We start from the raw sequence: 22,491 nt of genomic DNA, 5'->3' as shown, positions 1-22,491 counted from the left end.
CTGGAGAGACAAGCATGACGATGAAGCAAACCTTGGCAGGGCGCGCCGGCCGCTGGCTGGCGTGTGCCACCACGGCCCTGGCCCTGGGCGCCGCCAGCGCCCCCAGCATGGCCCAGGACGCGGCCCGGAGCGTGCCGGTCAAGCACGCGCGCGGCGAGACCGCCGTGCCGTCCAACCCGACCAAGACCGTGGTGCTGGACCTGGCGGTGCTCGACACCCTGCACGCGCTGGGCGTGGACGTGGCCGGCGTGCCCAGCGCCGCCAAGCTGCCGCCGCAGCTCGCCCAGTACGCCGACAAGCGCTACCTCAAGGTTGGCAGCATGTTCGAGCCCAACTACGAGGTGATCCACGCGGCCCAGCCGCAGGTGATATTCGTGGCCGGCCGTTCGGCGCCCAAGTACGAAGAATTGGCCAAACTGGCGCCCACGGTCGACCTGACGGTTGACGCCAAGGACCTGGTCGGCAGCGTCACGCGCAACACCGAAACGCTGGCCGCCATCTATGGCAAACAGACCCAGGCCAGGGAAAAACTGGACGCGCTGCGCGCCTCGATCGCGGCGCTGCATGGCCAGGCGGGCAAGGCGGGCACCGCGCTGATCGTGCTGACCACCGGCGGCAAGATGAGCGCCTATGGTCCCGGCTCGCGCTTCGGCGTGATCCACGACGCGTTCGGCTTCGCGCCCGCCGCCAAGGACCTGAACGTGTCGAACCACGGCCAGGCGATCTCGTTCGAGTTCATTGCCCAGACCGATCCCGACTGGCTGTTCGTGATCGACCGCGACGCCGCCATCGGCCGCGAAGGCACCTCGGCCCAGCGGATGCTGGACAACGACCTGATCCGCCCGACCAAGGCCTGGAAACAGCAGCGCGTGGTCTACCTGAACGGCTACAACTGGTACCTGCTGGGCAGTGCGGGCCTGACCGCCATGCAGCAGAACGTGGACGATATCGCCCGCGCGCTGTCGGGCGCCAAGCCGGACGCCAAGTAAGCGCATGGTCCATCGGATGGCGTCGGAGTCGGCCGGGTGAAGCAGGGCGGGATGATGACCGGCTGGGCCGGGCTGGCGGCCTTGTTGCTGCTGTTGCTGTCGTTGTGCGTGGCCAGCGTCAGCCTGGGCGCGGGGTCGTTTTCGTTCGCCGCGCTGGCCGGCGGGCCGGACGCCGAGCGCGCCTGGCGCCTGCTGCTGGTCAGCCGCGTGCCGCGCACGCTGGCCCTGCTGCTGGCCGGCATGGCGCTGGCGGTGGCTGGGCTGATCATGCAGATGCTGGTGCGCAACCGCTACGTCGAGCCGACCACGGCCGGCACCGTCGAGTCGGCCACGCTCGGCATCCTGGCGGTGACGCTGCTGGCGCCGGACACGCCGGTGATCGGCAAGATGCTGACGGCCACCGGCTTTGCGCTGGCGGGCACGTTGCTGTTCCTGGCGCTGCTGCGGCGCGTGCCGCTGCGCACGCCGTTCATCGTGCCGCTGATCGGCCTGATCCTGGGCGGCGTGATCCATGCGGTCACCACCTTCGTCGCCTATCGCTATGACCTGCTGCAATCCCTGCATGCCTGGACCACCGGGGATTTCTCCGGGGTGCTGCGCGGCCGCTACGAACTGCTGTGGATCGGCTTTGCGCTGGCGGCCGCGGCCTATCTGGCGGCGGACCGCTACACCGTGGCCGGCATGGGCCGCGAGTTCGCCGCCAATCTCGGCCTGAACCACGCGCGCCTGACGCTGGTGGGCCTGCTGATCGTGTCGGCGATTTCCGCCGTGGTGGTGGTCACGGCCGGCGGCATTCCATTCCTGGGCCTGATCGTGCCGAACGCGGTCAGCCTGATGCTGGGCGACAACATGCGCCGCGCGATTCCGTGGGTGGCGATGCTGGGGGGCGTGTTCGTGCTGGCCTGTGACATCATCGGCCGGCTGGTGATCCATCCCTACGAGGTGCCGCTGGGCACGGTGGTGGGCGTGGTGGGCAGCGTCCTGTTCCTGTGCCTGTTGCGCAGCCGGGGAGCGCGCCGTGGCTGAATCCGTGTCGCGCCTGTTGCCTTCGCCGCAGGCCTGGCGGCTCGCGCTGCTGGCCACGGCCGCGTTGCTGTGCGTCGTCGGTTTCATGACGCTGGGCGCCAACGGCCAATGGGCTTTCGTGCTGCCGTTCCGGGGCGGCAAGCTGGCGGCGATGCTGCTGGTGGCCTACGCGGTGGCGGTGTCGTCGGTGCTGTTCCAGACCGTGACGCACAACCGCATCCTGACGCCGGCCATCATGGGCTTTGACGCGCTCTACCTGCTGATCCAGTCGCTGGTGGTGTTCGGCTTCGGCCAGGCGGCGGGCGCGGTCAACCATCCGGTGGCGGCCTTCGTGCTGGAAGTGGGCGCGATGACGGCCTTCGCCTGCCTGCTGTTCCGCTGGCTGTTCACCGACGCCGCGCGCAGCCTGCATTTGATGATGCTGGTGGGCATCATCTTCGGGCTGCTGTTTCGCAGCCTGTCCAGCTTCGTGGTGCGCCTGATCGACCCGAACGAATTCCTGGTGCTGCAGGACCGGATGTTTGCCAACTTCAATTCAGTGCGCACCGAACTGCTGCCGATCGCGCTGGCGGCTGTGGCCGCGGCGACGCTGCTGGTCTGGCGCATGCGGCGCCGCTACGACGTGCTGGCGCTGGGCCGCGAGATCGCGCTGAACCTGGGCGTGGACTACCGCCGCACCTTGTTGCTGACGTTGGCCGCCATCGCGGTGCTGGTGTCGGTGTCCACCGCGCTGGTGGGGCCGGTGACGTTCTTCGGGCTGCTGGTGAGCAACCTGGCCTATCAGGCGATGGGGTCGGACCGGCACCGACACACCGTGCCGGCCGCTGTGCTGCTCAGCGTGATCTTCCTGGTCGGCGGGCAGACGCTGCTGGAGCGCGTGCTGCAACTGAGCACCACGGTCAGCGTGGTCATCGAATTCGTGGGCGGAGTGATGTTCCTGGCCCTGATCTTGCGCAGGGGACGCCAATGATCGATATCCAGCAAGTCAGCAAGCAATACGGCGACAGCGTGGTCGTGGACCGGGTGTCGCTGGCCTTGCCGGCCGGCGGCGTGACCGCCATCATCGGCCCCAACGGCGCCGGCAAATCGACGCTGCTGTCGATGATCAGCCGCCTGTTGCCGATGTCCGCCGGCCGCATCCAGGTGGACGGCCTGGACGTGACGCGCAGCGACAGCCGCGAACTGGCGCGGCGCCTGGCCATCCTGCGGCAGGACAACCACCTGCCGCTGCGCCTGACGGTGCGCGACCTGGTGGCGTTCGGGCGCTATCCGCATTCGGGCGGCCGCCTGACACTGGACGACAAGGTCCATATCGACCGGGCCATCGCCTACCTGGACCTGGAGCCGCTGGCCGGCCGCTACCTGGACGAGATGTCCGGCGGCCAACGCCAGCGCGCGTTCGTGGCGATGGTGCTGTGCCAGGACACGCGCTATGTGTTGCTGGACGAGCCGCTGAACAGCCTCGACATGAAGCACGCCGTGGCCATGATGGGCACGCTGCGGCGCGCCGCCGACGAACTGGGCAAGACCGTGGTGCTGGTGCTGCACGACATCAACTTCGCGTCCAGCTATGCCGACCGCATCGTGGCGATGAAGGCGGGCAGGGTGGCGCATTGCGGCACGCCCGCCGAACTGATCCGTCCCGAGGTGCTGGGCGACCTGTACGAATTGCCGATCGACGTGCACGAAATCGGCGGCAAGCGCATCTGCGTGTATTACCGCTGACGGTCGCGGGGAGCGCGCTGGGTCGCGGGACGACGCCGGCGCCGGCGCGCGGCGGGAAATTTCCGGGGACGGAATACCAGCGGACTGGGACATCCGGCCCGTCGCGCACGCTTCGCACAGACATGCTGAATAACATCTGAATTGGACGCGTGTCTCATTTATCGTGGCCCCCAGGCAACGTAATGATAAAAGCATTGCGAGTGATTCTCGTTGTCAAGAGAATGGCGGTTTCTTCCGTTTCAAACGACTTCGAAAAGACCCGCAGGCCATGCACGTCCTCCGCCCCCTCACCGCCGCCCTGTTCGCCGCGGCCCCCTTGGCCGTCCACGCCCAGGCCGCCGCGCCCGCCGCCACCCTGCCCGCGATCAGCGTCGTCGGCGCCGATGACACCGCGCAAAGCTACAACCCGCCCGCGTCCACCAGCGCCACCAAGATCGACGCGCCGCTGCGCGACATTCCCCAGACGGTGAACGTGGTGCCGGCGCAGGTGCTGCGCGACCAGCACGCCATGTCGGTGCAGGACGCGCTCAAGAACGTGCCGGGCGTCAGCTTCTCGACCGGCGACGGCCAGCGCGACCAGGTGTCGATCCGCGGCTTCACCGCGATCGCCGACCAGTTCGTCGACGGCTTCCGCGATGACGCGCTGTACTTCCGCGACCTGTCCAACGTCGAACGCATCGACGTCATCAAGGGGCCGGCGGCGGTGCTGTACGGCCGCGGTTCGTCCGGCGGCCTGATCAACCGCATCACCAAGAAGCCGGGCGAGGACATCTCGCAGGTCGGCCTGAGCTACGGTTCGTGGAACGACCGCCGCCTCGACCTGGACCTGGGCCGCGCCAACGACAGCGGCAGCATGGCCTGGCGCATGACGGGCGCGGTGGAAAAGGGCGACAGCTACCGCGACAAGCAGTTCATCGATCGCAAGGCGATCGCGCCGTCGGCCCAGTTCAAGCTGGGCGAGAACACCACCTTCCTGCTGCAGACCGAATTCCTGGAAGACCGCCGCCTGACGGACTTCGGCATCCCGGCCTACCATGGCCGGCCGGTGGACGTGGACCCGTCCACCTACTACGGCGCCGAGAACGCGCGGGACACCGACTACACCCAGACCCGCGTGCAGTCGTACGCCGGCACGCTGACGCACCGCTTCAATGACAACTGGTCGCTGCGCAATGCCACGCGCTACTACCACTACACGTTGAACCGCAACAACACGCTGCCGGGTTCGGTCAACGAAGCCGCGCAGACCGTGTCACTGACCCACGGCAACGTGCTGCGCGACGAACACGGCTGGACCAACCAGACCGAGCTGATGCAGCGCGTGCAGTGGGGATCGGTGCGCCACGACGTCCTCTACGGCGTCGAGGTGGGCCAGCAGAACAAGGACCTGGTGAGCTATTCCAACCCCAACGTGGCGGTGGTCAACCTGTTCGATCCGCAACTGCCGACGCTGCGGCGGCAGGCCGTGGGCGCGCCTGGCTCCGACAACCTGGGCCGCTTCAGCACGCTCGGCCTGTATGTGCAGGACATGGTGTCGCTGGGCGAGCACTGGAAGGTGCTGGGCGGCGTGCGCCATGACCGCTTCGAGCAGAAGACCGAGGACCGCCGCAGCGGCCAGAACCTGCAGCGCACCGACTCCAACCTGAGCCCGCGCCTGGGCCTGGTGTTCCAGCCGGACAGCGTGCAGTCGTACTACGTGTCGTGGAGCCGTTCCTACCAGCCCTCGGGCGAGGCCTTCGCGCTGGCGGCCAACAACGTCGACCTGGCGCCGGAGAAGACCACCAACTATGAAGTCGGCGCCAAGTACGATTTCCTGGATGGCAAGCTGTCGACCACGGTGTCGGTGTTCCGCCTGGAGCGCACCGACATCAAGGTGACCAACCCGGTGACCAACACGCTGGTGCCGGTGGGCACGCAGCGCACCGACGGCGCCGAGTGGACCCTGTCAGGCGACCTGTCCAACGGCTGGCGCGCGATGCTGGGCTATGCCTATCTGGACGCGCGCGTGACGCAGTCGGTGGCGCGCGACGCGGGCAAGGACGTGGAGGGCAAGCGCGCCACGCTGACGCCGCGCCATGCCGGCAACGTCTGGATCACCAAGGACCTGGGCGACGGCTTCGGCGCTGGCGCCGGTCTGAACCTGGTGGGCGCGCGCTTCGCCAACCCGGGCAACACGGTTACGCTGCCGGGCTACCTCACGGCGGACGCGGCGGCGTGGTGGCGCCAGGGGCCGTACTCGGTGCAGTTGAACGTGTACAACCTGTTCAATGCCGGCTACATCGTCTCGGCGCACGGCACCAGCCCCAACCTGAACATGCCGGGCGCGCCGCGCAACGCCATGCTGAGCCTGCAGTACCGCATGTAAATGGAAAGGCGTCCGCGCGCCGACAGGGCGCGCGGATGTGGTTTCAGCGCAGTGGCGACTCGGCCGTCAGGCTGTCGGTCTCCAGCGCCGCCAGCGCGTCGAGGAAGCGCCACGCGAACGAGCCGGGGCCTTCCGCCAGCGCCCCGGCGCGCCGGCCGGCGATGCCGAAGCAGGACAGCGCCGCCACCGCCGCGGTGTAGGCGTCAGCGCGCGCCACCGCCGCAAAGGCGCCGACCACCGCCGTCAGCGCGCAGCCCGTGGCCGTGACCTGAGGCATCAGCGGCGATCCGCCGGCCACGCGCACCTCGCGCTGGCCGTCTGTCACGAAATCCACTTCTCCCGTCACCGCCACCACCGTGGCGCGGGCCCGCGCCAGCTCGCGCGCCGCCTGCTCGGCCTGCTGCACCGGGTCGCGCGCATCCACGCCCTTGCTGGCGCTCTGGCCGCCTCCCAGCGCGATGATCTCCGACGCGTTGCCGCGGATCACGGCGGGCCGCAGGTCCAGCAGGCGCCGCACCGCGTCGCGGCGGAACGCGGTGGCGTGGTGCGCCACCGGATCCAGCACCCAGGGCGTGTCCGCCTGGCTGGCGGCGGCGGCGGTCCGCAGCATGCTGTCCAGCCAGGGGGCCGAGAGCGTGCCGATATTGATCACCACCGCGCCGCTGATGGCGGCGAATTCGGGCGCTTCCTCCGCCGCGTGCACCATTGCTGGCGAGGCGCCGATGGCCAGCAGCGTATTGGCCGCGGTGTTCATCGACACGAAGTTGGTCAGGCACTGCACCAGCGGCGCGTCGCGGCGCACGGCCGCATACAGGTCGCGCGAAGCCAGCGCCAGGTCGGACAGGGTAGGAGTGAGGGAGGCCATGCCGGCGGGTCCTTAAGGGGACAACGGGCGGGGCGGGGCGGCGTGGCGCGGCATGGCGGGCCGGCGGGATGCGCACCTTCCCTACGCCAGGATTGTCTGGATCAGGTTCAACGGGTCTCTCGCGCCGCGTGCCGCGCTGGGCGCGGCCGCCATCGGAATCTCAGCTTCTTGCCGAAGCTCCCCGGGTGGATGGGGCTATGTTCGGAGGGGGGAGGGGGGCTTGTCAAGCCGGGCGAGCCCGGCGCTTCTGTCATCATGGCGGGCAATCGGATCGAGACGAGGAGGCGCGCGGCATGCAGACCCACGATGAGGCGTTGACCGAGCAGGACCTGGCATGGTTGCGCCGGCATACGAACTTTCACCGCGCGGAAACGGTCCTGGGTGCGGTGTGTTTCATGCTGTTCCTGGCCATCACGGTTCTCTTCGCCGGGATCTGGCTGTGGGGGCCCTCGACCACGGCGCGCGACGGTCAAGTACGGCGTGCGCGGCCGGGTGGACGAGGTCCTGACCTACAAGGTACTAATGCCGGAGTCGACGTCCTGGACCCCGCTATATGTCTATCGGCTGGGCGGTGAACTGTACAACCTCAGCCATGGCGGCGGTCCGGCGCTTCCCGGGGAGCGGGTGGCGTTCGAGTACCTGGACCGCGGCAAAGGCGGCATGGAGCCGCTGTTCTTTCACCGCGAAGGCGGGGCGCCACCGGTTCTGTCATCATGCCGAACACCCTGAAAATGGAGACACGCATGACCGAATTACGCCGAGCCCGAATGGTTCCGGAGTTGCTGCTGGCCGACCTGTCGCGCAGCCTGGCTTTCTGGTATCGCAGCGATGCGATCGAAGTGGGCGTGCGCCAGTTCCTGGTGCAGGACCCCGATGGCTATCTGCTGCGCTTCTCGGCCTGGGTCGGCGATCGACCGGCGGCGCATTGACGATGCGCGCGCTGATCCTGGCGCTGGCCGCGCTGGCCGTATCGTTCGCGACCACGGCTCATTCGGCGAACACCCCCTGTTCCGGCAAGAAGGGCGGCGTGGAACGCTGTGCCGGGGAGAAGTTCCTCTGCCGTGATGGTTCGATCAGCGCCTCGAAGCGTGTCTGCACGGGCCCGGACGGCGCCGCCCAATCCCTGGTGTCGCCGCCACCCGCGGCCGGTTCGAGCGGCACGTGCCACTGCCGCGACGGCCAATACTGTACGGGCCCGCGCGGCGGAACCTTCTGCTATTCGGACAGCGGAAAAAAGTCGTACCTGAGGAAGTGACGCGCTGCCGTCACGTGGCCTCGCGCTTCAAGTGCTTCCAGACCTTCGCCATCGAGGCCAGGCGGGGGCGAGTAGCGGTGGCCGCGCCGTCGCGCATGGCCGGGGCCTGGCGTGTCGTCGCGTGGTCGGGGGCGGCCCGGCGGGTTGGGCGGCAGGCGCCGCGCGGTCCTGGCGGGGCGGCACGTTCCTGCGTACACTGGCGCCATGCTGCGCATTGACCATCTCACCAAACGCTACGGCGACCATCTCGTCTTCCAGGGGCTGACGCACACCTTCGGCCCCGGCTGCGTGGCGCTGTGCGAAGAGGACAGCACCGGTAAATCCAGCCTGCTCGCCATCATCGCGGGCGTGATCGCGCCGGATGGCGGCGAGGTCTGGATCGAGGGCCATTCGCTGGGCGGATCGCCCCAACTGGCCAAGTCCCGCCTTGCCTACGTGCCCGACAACTGCCTGGCGTCGCCGCAGCAGACCGGGCGCGGCTTGCTCCAGCAAGTCGCGGCGGAGAAGGGCGTGGCGGTGGATGACGCGGTGCTCGACCTGGCCGCGCGGCTGGGGCTGGAACCGCACCTGGACAAGCGCTTCGAGCAGATGTCCACGGGCACGCGCCGCAAGGTCTACCTGACCGCGGCCGCCCTGGGCGATCCGGCCGTGGTCATCGCCGACGGCCCCAGCAACGGGCTGGATACGCCGGCGCGGCGTGAACTGGCCGAGCTGTTCATGGCCTGGGGCCGGGACCGCGTGGTGCTGTTCGCCAGCCACGATCCCGAACTGGTGCAGGCCTGCGGGGCAACCGTCATGGAGGTGGCCGCGCTGCGCTAGCGCGGCGCCGCCGGTTACTTGCCTCCGGTGACGTCGACGAATGTCCCGGTGACGTACGAGGCCTCGGCGCCGGCCAGCCACAGGATGGCGCGCGCCACTTCCTCGGGCTGGCCGCCGCGGCCCATGGGCACGGTGTCCTTGATGCGGTCCACCCGCCCCGGTTCGCCGCCGCTGGCGTGCATCTCGGTATAGATGTGGCCGGGACGCACGACGTTCACGCGAATGCCTTCGCGCGCCACTTCCTTGGAAAAGCCGATCGTGAAACTCTCCAGCGCGCCCTTCGAGGCGGCGTAGTCCACGTATTCATTGGGGCTGCCGAGCCGCGCCGCGCCCGATGACACGTTGATGATGGCGCCGCCCCGGCCGTTGTGGCGCTGGGACATGCGCCGGGCCGCCTGTTGCGCGCACAGCATGGGGCCGATGGCGTTGACGGCGAAGACCCGTTGCATCCGTTCGAACGTCAGGTCCTCCACGCGCGATTGCCGCGCGATGATCGCGGCGTTGTTCACCAGCACGTCCAGACGGCCGAATGCCTGATCGATGGCGGCGAACAGATGGGCGACCTGTTGCGGGTCCGCGCTGTCGGCGCGCACGGCCAGGGCGCGGCGCCCCAGGGCCTGGACGTCGGCGACCACCGCCCGCGCCGCCACTTCGTTCGAGACATAGCTGATCGCCACGTCATAGCCCTGCGCGGCGGCCAGCCGCGCGGTGGCGGCGCCGACGCCGCGGCTGCCGCCGGTGATCAGGATGACGGGGGCTTGGGATTCGGTGGCCATGAAAAGGGGCTCCTGCTGCGAAGTTCGGGATGGGGGCGTCGGGCGCGCCTGCGCCGCGCCGGTCACTATACTTCGCGCGGATCCGCGCATCCAAGGCTGTTCCACGCGACGGGCGCCGGAATTCCCGGATGCGCCGGCGGGTCAAGGCGTCGTCGGGCGGGCGATGCCGATACACTGCAGTCGCCTGCGCATGGCGCGGTGTCGATGGCGGCCGCGCAAGGCTTGCCCGGCCCGCGCCCGGTTTTCAAGGAGTGGATTCATGGCACGCATCTTCATCACCGGTTCGGTCGATGGCCTGGGACTGGCGGCCGCGCGCGCGCTGCTGGCGGACGGCCACATGGTGGTCGTGCACGGGCGCAATCGCGAGCGCCTGGGCGCCGCGCGGGAATTATTGTCGCAAGGGGCGCTGGCGGTGGTGGGCGACCTGGCCGACCTGGCGCAGACGCGGGAGCTGGCGGACCAGCTCAATGCGCTGGGCCGGATGGACGCGGTCATCCACAATGCGGGCGTCTTCACCGGCCCGGCCATCCTGCCAGTCAATGTCATCGCGCCGTATGTGCTGACCGCCTTGATGGCGCGGCCGCGACGGCTGGTCTACCTGAGCAGTGAAATGCACTACGACGGCAGGCCGGACCTGGACGGCATGGCCTGGGATGGCGGCCGCGAAAGCGGCTCGTATTCGGACAGCAAGCTGTTCGTGACGGCGTTGATGGCGGCCGTGGCGCGCCGCTGGCCGGATGTGATCAGCCAAGCGGTCGATCCCGGCTGGGTGCCCACCAAGATGGGCGGGCCCAACGCGCCGGACGATCTCAGCCTGGGACACGTCACGCAAGCCTGGCTGGCGGCGACCGATGATGCCGACGCGCTGCGCAGCGGCGGCTACTGGCATCACCAGGCGCGGCGCGAACCGCATCCGGCCACGCATGACGAGCCCTTCCAGGCGCGTCTGCTGCAAACCCTGCAAGGCGCCACTGGAGTCGGGCTGCCCTGACGCGGTCCGGCGCCTGCGTGACGGCATTGCGGCGGCCGCGGCGCCGCGCGCTGGAGCCGACGCAGTCGCGGTTCGCGGGCGACGCGCGTGGCATTTCCGGCCGCTCCATGTTCGGCGCCAAAGTGCGCGGCTTTGCCGTGGAGCGGGTCGTCAGGTTTTGGAGCGGCCGGCGAGGAAGGGGCGGAACGTCATTCGGTGGCGGAACGGGCCGCCTGCAAGGCACGCAGCGCGACCGCCACCTCTTCCAACACCGGCTGCCACGCATCCGGGGCCGATTGGCGGAACAGGCGCACCGACGGATACCAGGGACTGTCGCGGCGCTCGCGCAGCCAGCGCCAGTCGGACGCGAAGGGCAATAGCGCCCAGGCCGGGCAGCCCAGCGCGCCGGCCAGATGAACCGGCGATGAATCCACCGACACCAGCACATCCAGCAGGGTCAGGATGGCCGCGGTGTCGTCGAAGTCGTGGATATCCTGGCCCAACGGCACCAGGTTCAGGCCCGGCGGGGGCGAGGCCGCCTGGGCGGACGCCTCGCCGACCTGCAGGCCGATGAAAGTGACGCCAGGCTGTGCCAGCGGCGCCATATCGGCCAGCGCCAGGGAACGCTGCGCGTCGCGCGGATGGGTCGGCCTGCCCGCCCAGGCCAGGCCGACCAGGGGGCGCGGCAGGTCCGCCAGCCGCGCGCGCCAGCGAGCCACGCGGGCCGGGTCGGCGCGCAGGTAGGCGGTGCGCACGGGCAGGTCGTCAAGGCGCAGGCCCAGCGCCAGCGGCAGGCTCATCAGCTCGCAGTGCAGATCGAACGGCGGCGGCGGCGAACCGGCGACGATGACTTCATCAATCCCGTCGCTGCGCCGCGCCAGTGCGTGGCATGGCTCCTTGACCTCCAGGACGATGCGCGCGCCGCTGCGCGCGCGGGCCAGTGCCACCAGTTGCAGGAACTGGAAGGTATCGCCGTAGCCTTGCTCGTCATGCAGCAGCAGCGTCTGGCCGGGGATCGGCCGGCCGTCCCAGCGCGGCTTTTGCACGTGGCGGGCCAGCGCCGCCGTGTGCGCCAGGTGATAGCGGTAGCGGTATTCGCGCCAGCCGGCATCGAAATCGCCCTCCGTCAGCAGCACCTCGGCCAGCTCGAAGCGCGACCCCGTGTCGCCCGGCTCCGCGCGCAGCACGTGCTCCAGGGCGTCGCGCGCTTCCCGCAGCTTTCCTTGCGGCCGCAGGGCCTGGACCAGCAGGCGCAATAGCGCGACATGACGCCCCGCCTGCGCCAGCGCGTCGCGTAGCAACCTTTCGGCCTGGGCGTAGCGGCCCTCGCGGAGCAGCGCCTCGGCCTCGCCCAGCGCATGTTCATCGGGCGGCGCGGCCGGCGCCGGGGCGCCGCCGGGAATTGCCCGGGCCTGGCCTGGGCGTGGCCGCGCACGTTCCAGCGCGGCCAGATTCAGGTGCGCCTGCGGCAGCAGCGGATCGAGCTCGATGGCGCGCCGGATGGCGGCCAGGGCGGCCTCGTGCCGGCCCTCGTCGCCCAACGCCACCGCCATGTTGCTCAAGGCCTGCGCGTAGTCCGGGTCCAATTCCAGGGCGCGCCGGTAATGCACCAGCGCCTGCGGGTTGTCGCCCAGGCGCTTGCAGGTGTTGCCCAGGTTGTTGTGGGCCTGCGCGCTGTCGGGCAGCAATGCGGCCACGCGCTGCAGGCAATCGAGGCTGGCGGCCAACTGGCCTGCCTCCTGCAGGATGATGCCCAGGTTGTTCCAGCCCTCGGCCAGCCCCGGGTCGGCGGCCACCGCGCGGCGGGCGGCCGCCTCGGCTTCGTCGAGCCGTCCCTGCTGGCGGCACACTTCCGCCAGATTGCTGCAATAGGCGGCCGGCGCCGCGGGCGACTGGCAGGCCGCGCGCAGATGCGCCAGCGCCAGCGCTGGATGGCCGTACGCATGCGCGATCAGGCCGAGCAAATGCCGCGCGTCGGGCTGGTCGGGAACCGCGTCCAGCACGCGCAGGCAAAGGTCTTCGGCTTGCGCGGCCTGACCGGCGTTCCAGTGCGTGTGGGCCAGGGCGATCGCCTCGCGGACGGTCAACGGCGGGGCGGCGCGGTCGGCGGTCGGGCCCAAGAAGGTCGCTCCTTGTAAATCGGCATTGGCGGCAAAAGTGCGATTATCTTCGCGGTGGGCAGGAATTGACCAGTGATTCCGCCTTTTCTTTTCGCTTCAGCCGCCCTGGCGCGGGCTATATTGTGCGCAAATATTCCGCCCATCGGCCAAAAAAGGTCGGCTCGTCCTGTCGTGGGCGCGCCGCGCTGATCGCATGCGTTCGTGCCACCTTCACGGTGGGCCAGGATGACGCAGGCCGTCGCAAAAACAAGGGATCCCGCTTTGAACCACATCTACCGTCTGGTATGGAACCGTCGCCTGCGCGTCTGGCAAGCGGCGTCGGAACTGGCATCGCAAGCGCGCGCGGGCGGGATCTCGCCCGGCCCCGTCCTGCCTTGCCTGCCGCGCCGTCATGCGCTGGGCGCCGCGCTGGCGCTCGCGCTGGCCGGGACCGGCGGGGCGGCCCAGGCGGACTGTATCCGCGTCGGCCTTCTCGTCCAATGCGCCTCGCCAGCCAATCCTGTCACGCCGTCCTACGCGGATGCATCCAATAACCTGGAGGTCACCGTGACTGGCACGGGGTCGTTGGGCGTCATACCGCCCGGCGGCGGCACCGCGCTCAGCCTGACCGGCAGCAACGTGACCGTGTCGAACGATGGCAGGATCGACCCCAACCCGCTTGGCGTGAATTCGGCCGGGTCGACCGGCGTGTTCGTCGGCAACAGTTCGGCCAGCGTCACACGGGTGACCAATGGGGTGACGGGGACGATTGTCGGCGTCACCCCCGGCGTCGGCGGCGGCTCCAGCCTGCCGTCGCTCCTGGGCATGGCCGTGGCCGTGCAGAACGGCAGCGGCGGGACGAGCTACCTCACCAACGCTGGCATGATAAGCAGCAGAGATGTGGACGGCACCGTCACCGCGGCGGCGGACAAGGCCGTCATTGCCGCTTACGGCGGCGCGAAGGTGGAATTCCTCAACGACCGTACCGGCACCATCGTCGGCCGCGTCGCGTTCGCAGCCGCCGGCATTTCCGGCGAGGGGCACAGTTTCACCAATGCCGGGACCATCGTCGGCGGCGTATCGCTGGGCCAGGGCGGCAACAATACCTTCACCGCCGTTTCGGGTTCCGTCGTGTTTCGCGGTTCGGGATCCTCGTCGGCCGACCTGCCGGTGGCCGGTCAGCCCGGGCTTGCCTTCGCGCCCGCCGGCACGATCGATGGCGGCGTGGGCGGGGGCAACACGCTGGTGCTGCAGAACGCGCTGCCGTCCGCCGGCACCGGCAGCGGCACGGGAGGGGCGGTCACCGCCATCTCCGGGCTGACCTACGTCAACTTCCAGAACCTGCGTATCAACAGCGGTTCCTGGATATTGCAGGATTCGCCCCTGGTCTCCGGCGGCAGCGTGACGCTCAACGGCGGCCTGGCGACGCTGCAGCACGGCGCCATGCTAGGACTCGGCCCGATCAGCGCGAATGGGGGCGCGATCGCCGCCGCCGGTGTGCCGGGGGCGTTGAGCATGTCGAATGACTTCGTGCTGGGCCCAGGCGGGCTGACGGTCACCGGCGCCAACGGCATGACGCTGTCCGGCACGCTGTCCGGCGCGGGAGGGCTGAGCCTGACTGGCAGCGGCACCGTCATCCTCACCGGCGCCGGTAACCATGCCGGTGGCACTTTCGTGCAAGCGGGCACCCTGCAGATAGGCAACGGCGCCAACTCGGGCAGCCTGGCCGGCGACGCGGACATCGCGGCGGGCGCGGCGCTGGTCTTCAATCGCGGCGATGCGATCCGCTTCGACGGGATACTGCGCGGCGCCGGACAGGTGCGCCAGGCCGGCGCCGGCACCTTGGTGCTGGCCGGCGAGAACGCCTTCGCGGGCACCACGGTGGTCGACGCGGGCACGCTGCAAGTGGGCGATGGCGGCAATCGCGGCTCGTTGAGCGGCAATATCGTCAACAACGCGAACCTGCGGTTCGATCGCGCCGACGATGCCGTCTACGCGGGCGCGATTTCCGGCGCGGGCGCAACGACGAAGCTGGGAGCCGGGACGCTGGCGCTGACCGGCGACAGCAGCGCCTACACGGGCGCGACACAGGTGGCGGCCGGCACGTTGCAGGTGGACGGCAAGCTTGGCGGCCAGGTGCTTGCCGCGAGCGGGTCGACGCTGTCCGGCTCCGGAACGCTGGGCGATGTGACCATCGCGTCCGGCGCCACCCTGGCGCCGGGTAGCGCCAACCTTCCCACGGGCCGCATGAACGTGCAGGGGGACCTGACCTTCCAACCGGGAGCCGTCTACCGCGTCGCCACCACGCCGGATGGCTTGGCCAGCAGTGTGCGGGTGGCCGGCGGCGCCAACCTGGCGGGATCCGTGCTGCATATCGGTCAGAACGGCAACTATGCGCCTTCCACCACCTATACCATCCTGACCGCGGACAATGGCGTGCTGGGACGATTCGACAGTGTCTCGAGCAACCTGGCGTTCCTGACGCCTTCACTGGCCTACGACAGCCAGCGCGTCGATCTGGTGGTGAGCCTCAAGCAGGTCCCGTCGGATGACGGCGGCTCGCGCCCGATCCAGTTTGTCGACGCCGCGGCCAGCGGTAACCAGCGCGCGGTGGCGCGGGCCCTGCAGAGCCTGGCGCCCGATAGCGCACTGTACCGGCACGTGTTGAACCTGCCCGACGGCATGCCCGCGCAGGCGTTCGATGCGCTCTCCGGCGAAGCGCATGCCAGCGCGATGTCGATCCTGCAGGGCGCCACCGGCGCCATGGCGCAGATGCCGCTGTCGCGGCTGCGCGCCAACCTGGGCGCCGGCTGGGCGCCGGGCGCGCCGACGGCGCAACTGGGCAGGGGCGATGCCGCGTCGCTGCCGCAATCGAATGCGCAGCCGCTCTGGACTCAGGTGTTCGGCAATTGGACCACCCTGGGCGGCGACGGCAACGCCGCCCGTACCACGCAGACTGACTCGGGCATGATCCTCGGCGGCGACGTGGCGGTCGGCGCGCAATGGCGTCTGGGCGGCGCGCTCGGCTACACCAACAGCCGCAGCCGCACCAGCGACCGGGCCTCCAGCGCCGACGTCGACAGCTACAGCGTCACGCTGTATGGCGGCCGGGCCTTCGAGGCCGGCGCGGGCCGGATCAATCTCAGCCTGGGGGCCGCCTATACCTGGCACGACGTCGACACCCGGCGCAGCACCGCCGCCGCGGGCCTGGACCAGACGCTCAAGGCCAGCTACGGCGCCAGCACCGGCCAGGTCTTCGGTGAACTCGGTTATGCCGTGCCGTTGAATGACCGGGTCACGCTCGAGCCTTTCGTCGGCGCCAACTTCAGCGACCTGCGTACCCGCGGCTTTTCCGAATCCGGCGGCGACGCGGCGTTGCGCGGCGAGAGCGGCCGCAGCCGCATCACGACCACCACGTTGGGCCTGCACGCGCGCAGCGATTTCGAGAGCGCCGGCGCGCGCGGCGCGGTGCGGGGCACGCTGGGATGGCGCCACGCCTTCGGCGACCGCAATCCGCTCAGCACGATGTCCTTCGTGCAGGGCGGGGACGCGTTTTCGGTGACGGGCGCCCCTGTGGCGCGCGACGCCGCGGTGGTCGAGCTTGGCGTGGGCATCGACGTCAGCAAGCGCACCACGGTGAGCGCGCTGTACGGCGGGCAGTTCGGCGATGGCAACCGGCAGAACACCGGGTCGCTGGAAGTGAGATATCGCTTCTGAATCCACGGCGGCAGGGTGGGAGCCGGCCGCGGAAACGCATCAGGACGCCGCGCCACGGTGGCCCCGCGGCGCGGCGCATCGTTTACGCCACCGTCACCGGAATCTGGCGCGGCTGCGCTTCGCGCACACGCGGCACGCGCAGCGTCAGGACCCCTTGCTTGAGGTTGGCGCTGATCGCGTCCTTGTCGAATTCCGGCCCCAGCCGGAACGAGCGGCGAAACAGCGGCTCGCGCAGTTCGCCGTGGATCAGGCGCAGTTCCTGCGGCACTGGCACGGCGGCTTCGCCTTCGATGACGAGCACGTCGGATTCGACCTTGATGTTCAGGCGCTCCTTGGTGACGCCCGGCAGGTCGGCCAGCACCGTGACGCCGGCGGTGTCCTCGAAAATGTCCACGGCGGGCAGGGTGGCGGGGCGCCGCGGCGCGGCGCGGCCTTCTTGTTCGACAACGAGTTCGTTACGCGTATTCATGATGCTATCTCCTGAATAGTGCGATTGGCGGGCGTTACTGCACCGGGATGAGACGCGGCTTGGACGACTCCTTCTTCTTGATGGAGACCAGCAGGCAGCCGTCGACATAGCGCGCCTGCACGTTGTCCGCGTCGACGTCGGCCGGCAGTTCGATGGCGCGCGTGAATGAACCGTCGGCGCGTTCACGCGCGTAATAGCGCGCGTTCTCGGGCAGCGCCTGCGTCTCGCGCGTGCCGCTGATCGTCAGCAGGCCCTTTTCGATGGACACTTTCAGGGTGTCCGGGTCGATGCCGGGAATGAATGCCACCACGACCGCGGCATCATCCGACACGCCGATATTGACCGGCGGAAAATGTCCGCGCGGCAGGGCGCGCAGGTTGGCGGGCAGGCCCGCGCCGCGCAGGATGCGGTCCATCTGTTCCTGGACCGCGTCGAAGAAGGACTCGACACCGGTATCGGTGAATGGGTAGTTCGCCATGATTACCTCCCAAGATGGTTGGACAGGATCGGGGCCGCTTCATGCGTCGCAATCGCCAGCCGCTCGACCGCTTCAACAGAGATATAAGTGCGGTCCGCGCGGATTCAAGATCCCGCGTTTTTGATTCGTGAAATCGGTTGGTGCGAATGCATAGACGCCATTGAAGAGCGGCCCGCGAGGACCCGGAAGGGGGGGCGGTCGCGCGCCGCGACGCAAAAAAAAGGCACCGCGCCCGTGGCGCGATGCCTTCACGCTGCCCCGGTCCGAGCCGGATCAGAAGTCCATGGCTTCGGCCGGCGCCGCCTGCGGCTTGGTCTCTTCGGCGGCCTGCGCGACGGTGGCGTCCGTCGTCAGGATCAGGCCGGCGATCGACGCCGCGTTCTGCAGCGCGGTGCGGGTGACCTTGGTCGGGTCGACCACGCCGATCTCCACCAGATCGCCGTACTCGCCGGTGGCCGCGTTATAGCCAAAATTGCCCTTGGCGTCCGCCACCTTGGCCACCACCACCGACGGTTCTTCGCCGGCGTTGGCCACGATGGCGCGCAGCGGCGCCTCCAGCGCGCGCCGCACGATGCGGATGCCGGCATCCTGGTCGGCATTGGCGCCCTTGAGGTCCTGGATGGAGGCGCGGGCGCGCAGCAGCGCCACGCCGCCGCCGGGCACGATGCCTTCCTCGACCGCCGCGCGGGTCGCGTGCAGCGCATCGTCGACGCGGTCCTTCTTTTCCTTCATCTCGACTTCGGTGGCGGCGCCCACCTTGATGACCGCCACGCCGCCCGCCAGCTTGGCCACGCGTTCCTGCAGCTTCTCGCGGTCGTAGTCGCTGGTGGCGTCCTCGATCTGCTTGCGCAGCGTCTTGACGCGGGCGTCGATGGCTTCCTGCTTGCCGGCGCCGTCGATGATGATGGTGTCTTCCTTGCGCACCTCGATGCGCTTGGCGCTGCCCAGGTCCTGCAGCGTGGCCTTGTCGAGCTGCTTGCCGGTCTCTTCGGAGATGACGGTGGCGCCCGTGAGGATGGCGATGTCCTCCAGCATGGCCTTGCGGCGGTCGCCGAAGCCCGGCGCCTTGACCGCGGTGACCTTGAGCACGCCGCGCATGGCGTTGACCACCAGCGTGGCGAGCGCTTCGCCTTCGACATCCTCGGCCACGATCAGCAGCGGCTTGCCGGCCTTGGCGGCGCTTTCCAGCACCGGCAGCAGCTCACGCACGTTGGAGATCTTCTTGTCGTACAGCAGCACCAGCGGGTCGTCGAGCTGCGCCACCTGCTTCTCGGGATCGGTTATGAAGTAGGGGCTCAGGTAGCCGCGATCGAACTGCATGCCTTCGACGATATCGAGCTCGTTGTCCAGCGACTTGCCGTCCTCGACGGTGATCACGCCTTCGCGCCCGACCTTGTCCATCGCGTCGGCGATGATCTTGCCGATGGCTTCATCCGCGTTGGCCGACAGCGCCGCCACCTGCGCCGTTTCCTTGCTGGTGGAGATCGGCTTGGACAGCTTGCGCAGCGCCTCGACCACGCCCGAGACGGCCTGGTCGATGCCGCGCTTCAGGTCCATCGGGTTCATGCCCGAGGCGACGTACTTCATGCCTTCCTGCACGATGGCCTGCGCCAGCACGGTGGCGGTGGTGGTGCCGTCGCCGGCCACGTCGGCCGTCTTCGAGGCCACCTGCTTGACGATCTGCGCGCCCATGTTCTCGAACTTGTCCTTCAGTTCGATTTCCTTGGCGACCGAGACGCCGTCCTTGGTGATGACGGGCGCGCCGAAGCTGCGTTCGAGCAGCACGTTGCGGCCCTTGGGGCCGAGCGTCACCTTGACGGCGTCGGCCAGGATGTTGACGCCCTTGACCACGCGGGTGCGGGCGTTATCGTGGAATTTGACGTCTTTGGCACTCATGTCTTGCTCCTCAGTTCGCGATGGCCGGGCCTCAGGCGGCCTTCTTCAGTTGCTTGTCCCGCGGCGCGAGCACGGCGAAGACATCGTCCTCGCGCATGACCAGCAGTTCTTCGCCGTCGACCTTCACGGTCTGGCCGGCGTACTTGCCGAAAAGGACATGGTCGCCCACCTTGAGTTCGGGTTCGCGCAGGGAGCCGTCGGCGTTGCGCTTGCCCTGCCCGACGGCCAGGACTTCGCCTTGCTCGGGCTTTTCGGCGGCCGCATCGGGGATGACGATCCCGGAAGCCGTCTGGCGCTGTTGTTCGATTCGCTTGACGACAATCCGGTCGTAGAGGGGACGGATCTTCATGACTCTATCTCCTGAAGTCTTGATCATCAAAAAGTGAACGCCGGCGCCTCCTCACGGCATTGCGCCGTCATGCGCCGGGCATCCGCGATCGGGATGCGCAAAAAATCTATGGGCGCGCCAAAGGCACTTCAAGAGTCAAAAATGCATCAAAATGAAACTTAAGGAATCAAAAATCCCTTCCCCCGCCCGAGCCGGTAGAGCACCTTGCGGCGCAGTTCGCGGCCGTCCGGTTGCAGCGGAACCGGGCAGGGCATGGGGCGTCCGCCGTCGGCGTCCAGCGTGCTGTCGTCGCCGTCCACCAGGCGCCACAGTCCTCCCTTGCGCGGCCTGAACAGCCAGCGCACGTAGCCCTTGCGCGCCGCCAGCGCGATCAGGTCCCGCTGGTCCGGGGCTTCCACCACGACCGGGTCGTGCGCGGACGGCAGGTCGGAATAATCGGCGAAGGCGCGGTGGCCGGCCACGGCTTCCGCGACCGGCGCGTTCAGGCGCCACCAGGGTGGGCGCGCCACGCGCTCGACGTCCCAGGCGCCGAGCGCCCATCCGGCGTCGATGATCGCGCGGTCGAGCACGGCAAACTCGTGCCAGCGCAGGTTGAGCTGCACCGCCGAACCGGCGACTGAGCGCAGCCGGCGGCCGGGCTCGCCATCACGGTGAAAGCCGTGCCAGTGCAGGGTGAGGATGAGGGGAGTGTCGGCCTTGCGGATGGCGCTGGCCGTCACGGCGTACAGCGGGCGTTGCAGCGCGCGTGTGTGCGCAGCGATCGTCTCGATGATATCCATGCGTGTGACTCCAACGTCGGGCCTGCGGGGCAGGCCGCGGTAACGATTTCGCTGCAGCAAATTTATCGCTTCGGGCGCCCATGCTCAAGATCGCGGCGGGCATGGTCGGCGGACATGTCCGCCGCCGCCACCGCGACCGCGGCCAAAGAATTTTTCACAACCTACTAAAAGTAGGCTACGATTGGTATATAGAAACTTTGATACGGAAGGCCCCGCATGCACGCCCTTATCGTTGTCGCACATCCCGATCCGGCATCCCTGACCCACGCCGTCGCCGCCCGGCTCGCGCAGGGCATTGCCGCCTCTGGTACGGAACACACTTTCGAGATCGCGGATCTGGCCGCGCAGGGGTTCGATCCGAGATTCACCCAGGCCGACGTGGCCCTGCACCTGAAGCAGGCGGCGCCGCCGCCGGACGTCCTCGCCGAGCATGCGCGGCTCGACCGCGCGGATGCGTTGGCGTTGGTCTACCCGGTCTACTGGTGGTCATTTCCCGGCTTGTTGAAGGGCTGGATCGACCGCGTGTTCACCAACGGCTGGGCCTATGACGCCAGCGCGGACGGCAAGCTGGTCAAGAAATTGCAGCGCCTGCCGGTGCACCTGGTTGCCATCGGCGGCGCCGATATGCGAACCTACGACAAGCATGGCTATTTCGGCGCCATGAAAACGCAGATCGACCACGGCATCTTTGGCTACTGCGGCGCGCGCGTCGCGACATCGGAATTGCTGCTTCCCTCGGATACCGGCTCTCCGGCGTCCCATCTCGACGCGGCGCACGTTATCGGCCAGCGGATCTTTGCCGTGCCGTCCTGATCGATACCCGAGAATACAGATGTCCGCCGCTCCCGCCCCGCCGCCACGCCGCCGCCTGTCGAAAGACGAGCGCTCGCGCCAGTTGTTGGAAGTCTCCTGGAAACTGGTCAGCGAGGAAGGCTCCGACGCCTTGACCCTCGGGCGCCTGGCCGAAGAGGCCGGGATTTCCAAGCCGGTGGTCTACGACCACTTCGGCACGCGCAATGGCCTGCTGGCCGCCTTGTACCAGGACTTCGATGCGCGCCAGACGGCGATCATCGACGACGCCATCGCCGCCAGCAAGCCGACCCTGAAGGACAGGGCCGGCGTCATCGCCGCGAGATACGTCGCGTGCGTATCGGCGCAAGGGCGCGAGATTGCCGGGGTGCTCGCGGCGCTGGACGGCTCGCCGGAGCTGGCCGCCGTGAAAAGGCAGTACCAATATGCCTTCATCGAAAAATGCCGGCGCCTCTTCGCGCCCTTCGCCGGGCCGCAAGGCATCGCCACGGCCAGCCTGTGGGCCATGCTGGGCGCGGCTGACGCGCTCTCGAATGCGGCCGTCGCCGGTGAAATCCCCGAGGCGCAGGCGCGCGACGAACTCTTCCGGACCATCCTGGATATGGTCAAGCGAAACAAGTGACGCCCGGCGCGGCCGGCGCGCCGTGCCCGGCCGATGCCCCGTCCGCACACGACCGGCCTGCCCGGGAAAGGAGTTTTCATGGATGTCGCACTCGGCGCAAGAATGGGCGGGCCGGAGGCCGGCCTGCGGTTCCTGCCCGCCGTCGTCGCGTACCGGCCCAGACTGAAGGCGGCATTGGCGCAGGTCGTGGTGCCTGGCGCCGCCACGCTGGATATCGAACTCTTCGTGGGAGGCAGCATCAGCGACTACGCCGAGTCGGGGTTCAGCGCCGTGGCGAAGTACTCGGGCAAGAAAGCGGCTCTTGCGGTTGTCATCCAGGTTCCGCGTCACGAGGCGATGGCGGTGAACGAGGCGGACGCGAATGCGGCGGTGGCGGGCTGGGTGGCCCGCGGGCTGGAATCGATGAAACGGTCCGCCGGCGCCGGCGCGCTGGATCTGGCCGGGGTGCTGGCGGCGCTAAAGAGCGCGTAAGCGCCGGCCCG

Annotated in this window: 21 protein-coding genes and 1 riboswitch; of the genes, 13 read left to right on the top strand and 8 right to left on the bottom strand. The window is 68.9% G+C overall.

Annotation, left to right across the window (positions count from 1 at the left end):
• Positions 1 to 14: 14 nt before the first annotated feature.
• The 5 genes from HV783_RS02985 to HV783_RS02965 all read left to right on the top strand — a co-directional run bounded on the left by HV783_RS02985 (position 15) and on the right by HV783_RS02965 (position 6,105).
• Positions 15 to 989: a siderophore ABC transporter substrate-binding protein gene (locus tag HV783_RS02985; protein WP_175188685.1), complete on the top strand. Its 975-nt coding sequence runs from the start codon at positions 15 to 17 to the stop codon at positions 987 to 989.
• A gap of 54 nt (positions 990 to 1,043) precedes the next feature.
• On the top strand, positions 1,044 to 2,015 hold the full coding sequence (locus HV783_RS02980; protein ID WP_175188720.1) for an ABC transporter permease: 972 nt from the start codon (positions 1,044 to 1,046) through the stop codon (positions 2,013 to 2,015).
• A complete protein-coding gene (locus tag HV783_RS02975; protein ID WP_175188684.1) occupies positions 2,008 to 2,985 on the top strand; it encodes an iron chelate uptake ABC transporter family permease subunit in 978 nt (325 codons plus the stop codon). The genes HV783_RS02980 and HV783_RS02975 overlap by 8 nt, the downstream gene beginning before the upstream one ends.
• The gene (locus HV783_RS02970) at positions 2,982 to 3,740 is read left to right on the top strand and encodes an iron ABC transporter ATP-binding protein (protein WP_175142825.1); all 759 of its coding nucleotides are present in this window, start codon (positions 2,982 to 2,984) and stop codon (positions 3,738 to 3,740) included. The genes HV783_RS02975 and HV783_RS02970 overlap by 4 nt, the downstream gene beginning before the upstream one ends.
• Positions 3,741 to 4,008: 268 nt before the next feature.
• A complete protein-coding gene (locus HV783_RS02965; protein WP_175188683.1) occupies positions 4,009 to 6,105 on the top strand; it encodes a TonB-dependent receptor in 2,097 nt (698 codons plus the stop codon).
• Between the two features lie 43 nt (positions 6,106 to 6,148).
• On the opposite strand, the gene thiM is transcribed toward HV783_RS02965, so the two are convergent.
• Entirely contained in the window at positions 6,149 to 6,970 is an 822-nt protein-coding gene (gene thiM / locus HV783_RS02960) for a hydroxyethylthiazole kinase (RefSeq protein WP_054502176.1), read from the bottom strand.
• A 60-nt stretch (positions 6,971 to 7,030) separates the two neighbouring features.
• Positions 7,031 to 7,164, bottom strand: a riboswitch (TPP riboswitch).
• 549 nt (positions 7,165 to 7,713) lie between these two features.
• On the opposite strand from thiM, the gene HV783_RS02955 reads away from it, so the two are divergent.
• The 3 genes from HV783_RS02955 (at position 7,714) to HV783_RS02945 (ending at position 9,044) form a co-directional block, all read left to right on the top strand.
• The gene (locus HV783_RS02955; protein WP_162876644.1) at positions 7,714 to 7,899 is read left to right on the top strand and encodes a VOC family protein; all 186 of its coding nucleotides are present in this window, start codon (positions 7,714 to 7,716) and stop codon (positions 7,897 to 7,899) included.
• 2 nt (positions 7,900 to 7,901) lie between these two features.
• Positions 7,902 to 8,225, top strand: coding sequence for a YdcA family protein (locus HV783_RS02950; RefSeq protein ID WP_144657947.1), 324 nt, complete (start codon positions 7,902 to 7,904; stop codon positions 8,223 to 8,225).
• Between the two features lie 204 nt (positions 8,226 to 8,429).
• Positions 8,430 to 9,044, top strand: coding sequence for an ABC transporter ATP-binding protein (locus HV783_RS02945; protein ID WP_054502182.1), 615 nt, complete (start codon positions 8,430 to 8,432; stop codon positions 9,042 to 9,044).
• Positions 9,045 to 9,058: 14 nt separating this feature from the next.
• Here the strand turns inward: HV783_RS02945 and HV783_RS02940 are convergent, their stop codons facing one another.
• Positions 9,059 to 9,820 carry an SDR family oxidoreductase gene (locus HV783_RS02940; protein WP_175188682.1) on the bottom strand — a complete coding sequence of 254 codons (762 nt, stop codon included), beginning with the start codon at positions 9,818 to 9,820 and terminating at the stop codon, positions 9,059 to 9,061.
• A 259-nt stretch (positions 9,821 to 10,079) separates the two neighbouring features.
• Between HV783_RS02940 and HV783_RS02935 the strand changes: the two genes are divergently transcribed.
• On the top strand, positions 10,080 to 10,811 hold the full coding sequence (locus tag HV783_RS02935) for an SDR family NAD(P)-dependent oxidoreductase (protein ID WP_175188681.1): 732 nt from the start codon (positions 10,080 to 10,082) through the stop codon (positions 10,809 to 10,811).
• Positions 10,812 to 10,999: 188 nt separating this feature from the next.
• Here HV783_RS02935 and HV783_RS02930 read toward each other — a convergent pair whose 3' ends face one another.
• Complete coding sequence (locus HV783_RS02930) at positions 11,000 to 12,910, bottom strand: tetratricopeptide repeat protein (RefSeq protein ID WP_175188680.1); 1,911 nt, start codon at positions 12,908 to 12,910, stop codon at positions 11,000 to 11,002.
• Between the two features lie 261 nt (positions 12,911 to 13,171).
• Between HV783_RS02930 and HV783_RS02925 the strand changes: the two genes are divergently transcribed.
• Entirely contained in the window at positions 13,172 to 16,606 is a 3,435-nt protein-coding gene (locus tag HV783_RS02925) for an autotransporter domain-containing protein (protein WP_175188679.1), read from the top strand.
• 82 nt (positions 16,607 to 16,688) lie between these two features.
• Here HV783_RS02925 and HV783_RS02920 read toward each other — a convergent pair whose 3' ends face one another.
• The 5 genes from HV783_RS02920 to HV783_RS02900 all read right to left on the bottom strand — a co-directional run bounded on the left by HV783_RS02920 (position 16,689) and on the right by HV783_RS02900 (position 20,577).
• The gene (locus tag HV783_RS02920) at positions 16,689 to 17,075 is read right to left on the bottom strand and encodes an Hsp20/alpha crystallin family protein (RefSeq protein ID WP_116792185.1); all 387 of its coding nucleotides are present in this window, start codon (positions 17,073 to 17,075) and stop codon (positions 16,689 to 16,691) included.
• Positions 17,076 to 17,109: 34 nt separating this feature from the next.
• On the bottom strand, positions 17,110 to 17,553 hold the full coding sequence (locus HV783_RS02915; RefSeq protein ID WP_054415783.1) for an Hsp20/alpha crystallin family protein: 444 nt from the start codon (positions 17,551 to 17,553) through the stop codon (positions 17,110 to 17,112).
• A 273-nt stretch (positions 17,554 to 17,826) separates the two neighbouring features.
• Positions 17,827 to 19,449, bottom strand: a complete 1,623-nt coding sequence (gene groL / locus HV783_RS02910) for a chaperonin GroEL (protein ID WP_049073230.1) — start codon at positions 19,447 to 19,449, stop codon at positions 17,827 to 17,829.
• Between the two features lie 31 nt (positions 19,450 to 19,480).
• Positions 19,481 to 19,798: a co-chaperone GroES gene (locus HV783_RS02905; protein ID WP_049073231.1), complete on the bottom strand. Its 318-nt coding sequence runs from the start codon at positions 19,796 to 19,798 to the stop codon at positions 19,481 to 19,483.
• Between the two features lie 158 nt (positions 19,799 to 19,956).
• Positions 19,957 to 20,577, bottom strand: a complete 621-nt coding sequence (locus HV783_RS02900; protein ID WP_116792186.1) for a diguanylate cyclase — start codon at positions 20,575 to 20,577, stop codon at positions 19,957 to 19,959.
• Positions 20,578 to 20,793: 216 nt separating this feature from the next.
• Between HV783_RS02900 and HV783_RS02895 the strand changes: the two genes are divergently transcribed.
• From HV783_RS02895 to HV783_RS02885, 3 genes are all read left to right on the top strand, one after another.
• Positions 20,794 to 21,390 carry an NAD(P)H-dependent oxidoreductase gene (locus tag HV783_RS02895; protein WP_175188678.1) on the top strand — a complete coding sequence of 199 codons (597 nt, stop codon included), beginning with the start codon at positions 20,794 to 20,796 and terminating at the stop codon, positions 21,388 to 21,390.
• Positions 21,391 to 21,409: 19 nt separating this feature from the next.
• Positions 21,410 to 22,009 carry a TetR/AcrR family transcriptional regulator gene (locus HV783_RS02890; RefSeq protein WP_116792188.1) on the top strand — a complete coding sequence of 200 codons (600 nt, stop codon included), beginning with the start codon at positions 21,410 to 21,412 and terminating at the stop codon, positions 22,007 to 22,009.
• A gap of 78 nt (positions 22,010 to 22,087) precedes the next feature.
• Complete coding sequence (locus HV783_RS02885; RefSeq protein ID WP_175188677.1) at positions 22,088 to 22,480, top strand: hypothetical protein; 393 nt, start codon at positions 22,088 to 22,090, stop codon at positions 22,478 to 22,480.
• Positions 22,481 to 22,491: the final 11 nt, after the last annotated feature.

Origin of the sequence: Achromobacter dolens, assembly GCF_902859745.1 — a bacterium.
GTDB lineage: Bacteria > Pseudomonadota > Gammaproteobacteria > Burkholderiales > Burkholderiaceae_B > Achromobacter > Achromobacter dolens.
This window is presented reverse-complemented; position numbering and strand designations above follow the sequence as displayed.